Origin of the sequence: Kitasatospora sp. NPDC058965 (genome assembly GCF_042741245.1) — a bacterium.
Classification (GTDB): domain Bacteria; phylum Actinomycetota; class Actinomycetes; order Streptomycetales; family Streptomycetaceae; genus Kitasatospora.
In genome coordinates this window covers 1-3,436 of record NZ_JBHYKG010000514.1, presented here as the reverse complement: position 1 = coordinate 3,436, position 3,436 = coordinate 1, and the positions used below count along the sequence as shown (strand labels likewise).

General features: G+C 78.9%; 2 protein-coding genes. Both read left to right on the top strand.

What is annotated here, in order from left to right; translation table 11 throughout:
• The coding region (locus tag ACFW1A_RS39485) for a LuxR C-terminal-related transcriptional regulator (protein ID WP_380418357.1) at positions 1-1,915 on the top strand (1,915 nt) is incomplete at its 5' end.
• A gap of 142 nt (positions 1,916-2,057) precedes the next feature.
• The coding region (locus ACFW1A_RS39480) for an FAD/NAD(P)-binding protein (RefSeq protein WP_380418355.1) at positions 2,058-3,436 on the top strand (1,379 nt) is incomplete at its 3' end.

Sequence of the window (3,436 nt, the reverse complement as noted above, 5' to 3'; positions counted from 1 at the left end):
GTCCAGACGGATCCTGGACGGTCCACCTGGATGCACCACGGGACAACTGGACGCCGTCGGCCACGCGCTGATCGGCGAGGCGCTGCTGGCCGGCGCCGCCCGGGCCGAGCGCGCCGTGCTCGCCCGCCGGGCCGCCACCGCGCTGCAGCAGCACGGGCTCGGCACCGACGACGCCCAGTGCCGGCTCGCCGCCTGGCTGCTGGAGGTGGCCGGTGACGGACCGTCGGCCGCCCGGCTGTACGCCGAGGCCGGCCGCCACGCGCTCGCCGACGGCCGGTCCGGACCCGCGGTCCGGCTGCTCGACCGCGGGCACCGGCTGGCCGCCCCGGCGGACCGGGCCGGCATCACCGAGTCCCTGGTGTACGCCCTCGCGGAGGCCGGACAGCTGAACCGCGCGCTGGAGCTGGCCGACACCCTGGCCCTCGTCGGCGCGGCCGCGCTCGGCACCGACCGCCGGGTCGCGCTGCACACCCGGCTGGCCTGGGCCGCGCTGATGGCCGAGCGCAGTGCCGAGGGCAGCGCGCAACTGGCCGCGGCCAAGCGACTGCTCGGCGAGGACGGGGCACCGGAGCAGACGGCCGCGCTGGCCGTGGTGCAGGGCCACCTGGCCCTGCTGCCCGGGTACGGCGAGCTGCTGGCGGACGCCGAGGTCCGGGCCCGGGAGGCGGCGCAGGTGGCTCAGCGGGCGCACCTCCCGGTGCTGGCCTGCCAGGCCTGGCAGTTGCTCGCCCTGTTCGCCCGGGAACGCGGCTTCGACGAGGCGGACGCCTGCCTGCGACGGATGCTGGCGGTCGCCGAGGACGACGCCCTGCCCGCCTGGCGGTTCGAGGCGCTGATCCGCCTGGGGGCCAACACCGTGCTGCGGACCGGCGACCCGCGCACCCTCCAGGAGGCCCTGGCCGTGGCGAACGAACTGGGCTCGATCACGCTCACCCACCAGGCCGAGTGCCTGCTGGCCATGCAGGCGGCGCTCAGCGGCGAGCCGGAGCGCGCCCTGGAGATCGTCGAGCGCTGCCTCGACACCACTGCCCGGATGCGCAACCTCGCGGCCCAGCGCTACCTGGTGCTGGTCGCGGCCACGGTGGCGGCGCACCAGGGCCGGCGGCGGGACATGGACCGCGAGCTGCTCGCCTTCGACCGGGCCGGCGGCGCGGCGTCGAGCCTGGTCCCGGTGGTGTTCGGCCTGTGCCGGGCCGTCTGCGCGCTGCTGGAGGAGGACCGGGTGCTGGCCGAGGCCGACCTCGCCGCGGCCGCGGACTGGGAACGCGACCATCCGAGCGTCTACTACCTCGGCGGCCAGTACGGCCTCGGGCCGCTGCTGGACGTGCTGGCCCGCCGGGCGGGCCGGACCGCGCACACCGCCGCGCTGCTCGCCCCGGCCGCCGAACTCGCCTGGAACCGGCAGTTCCTGCTGGTCGCGGAGGCGGTGCTGCTGGGCCGCGAGGGCCGGCCGGTCGAGGCCGCCCGGCTGGTCGAGGCCGCGCAGGAGATGGCCGAGGTGTTCCCGGTCGGCGGTCACCTGGCCCTGCGCCTGGCCGCGGAGGCCGCGCTGGACGACGGCTGGGGCGACCCGGTCGCCTGGCTGCGGATCAGCGAGGACTACTTCCACGCCCTCGGCGCGCCGGCCGTGGCCGCCGCCTGCCGCGCCCTGCTGCGCCGGGCGGGGGCGACCGTCGGGCACCGCCGGGGCGGGCGCGACCAGGTGCCGGTGGGCCTGCGCGGCACCGGGATGACGGAGCGGGAGTACGAGGTGCTCGCCCTGCTCGCGCACCGGCTCGGGAACCAGGAGATCGCCCGCCGGCTGTCCATCTCCCCCCGGACGGTGGAGAAGCACCTGGCGAGCCTGCTGCGCCGCACCGGCCGCAACGACCGCGCCGGACTGCAGGCGCTGGCCGACGAGTTCGCCCACGACTGACCGGGGGCCGCCGGGCCGGTCGGGTCGGGCGGCGGGCGCGGGGATGGGGGTCGACCCCCGATGACCGGTGGGGTGCGGGCGACCAGGATCGGGCGAGGTGCGCGGGCCGCCGGCCCGCGGCGGACGATCCGAGGGAGTGCGCATGGCGCGAGCTGCTGTGGTGGACCGGGCACCGGTCCTGGTCCTGGTCGGCGCCGGGCCGCGGGGGACCGGGCTGCTGGAGCGGATCGCGGCCAACGCCGCCGAACTGCTGCCGCCGGCGGGCGCCCTGACGGTCCATGTGGTCGACCCGTACCCCGCCGGCTCGGGCCGGGTGTGGCGGGCCGGGCAGTCACCGCTGCTGTGGATGAACTCGCGGGCCGAGGACATCACCATGTTCACCGACGCCGGCGTGGACTGCGCCGGGCCGGTGCGCCCGGGGCCCACCCTGCACGCCTGGGCCCGCGCGCACGGCGGTGCGGCCGGCGACCCGGCGCTGGTGGCCGAGGCCGCCGCGCTGCGCGCGGACTCCTTCGCCAGCCGCCGGCTCGCCGGGGCCTACCTGCGCTGGTGCTTCCGCCGGGCGGTGGCCGCGATGCCGCCCGCGGTCCGGGTGGTGGTGCACGAGGCGCGGGCCACCGGGCTCGCCGACCGGCCCGGCGGCGGGCAGCTCGTCACCCTCTCCACCGGCCCGGCGCTGCGGGCGGACCGGGTGGTGCTGGCGGTGGGCAACCTGCGCGGCGGGCTCGACGAGCGGCAGCGGGCCTTCGCCGCGCTGGCGGAGCGCACCGGCGGGGCGTACCTGCCGCCCGGGTACACCGCCGACCTCGACCTGACCGTGCTGGCGCCGGGCGAGCCGGTGCTGGTGTCGGGCCTGGGGCAGGCGTTCGCCGACCTGATGGTGCTGGTCACCGAGGGCCGTGGCGGGACGTTCCGCCGCAGTGCCGACGGGGAGCTGCGGTACCGGCCGTCCGGCCGCGAGCCGGTGCTGCGGGTGGGGTCGCGGCGCGGGCTGCCGGCCCACCCGAAGCCCTGCCAGGACCTGCGTGCGGCCCGGCCCGGCCGCCCCCGGTTCGCCACCGCCGCACGGTTCGCCGAGCTGCTCGGCGGCGGCGCGCCGGACACCCCGCGGCGCTGCCTCGACCTGGTGCTCAAGGAGGTCGGCCGGTCGTACTACCGCGAGCTGTTCCGGGCCCGGCCGGGCGCCGCCGCGATGTGCTGGGACCGGTTCTCCGACGAGCTCGCCGACCTCGACTGGCGCGACCCGCGCACCGCGGACCTGATCGCCCGGGCGGTGCCGGACCCCGAGGACCGGATGGACCTGCCGGCCGTGCGCTCCCCCTTGACGGGCCGGCGGTTCGCCGACGCCGCGCAGCTGGGCGGCTGGCTGGACGCCCACCTGGCGCGCGCGGTGCGCCGGGCGACCGCACCGCGGCCAGGCCGCGGCCGTCGCCGCCCTGGTCGGGACCGTCGGGCAGCTGACGGCCGCGCTCGCCGGGGGCGCCGGCGGGCCGGACCCCGGTGCGGCCCGGGCGCTCGGGC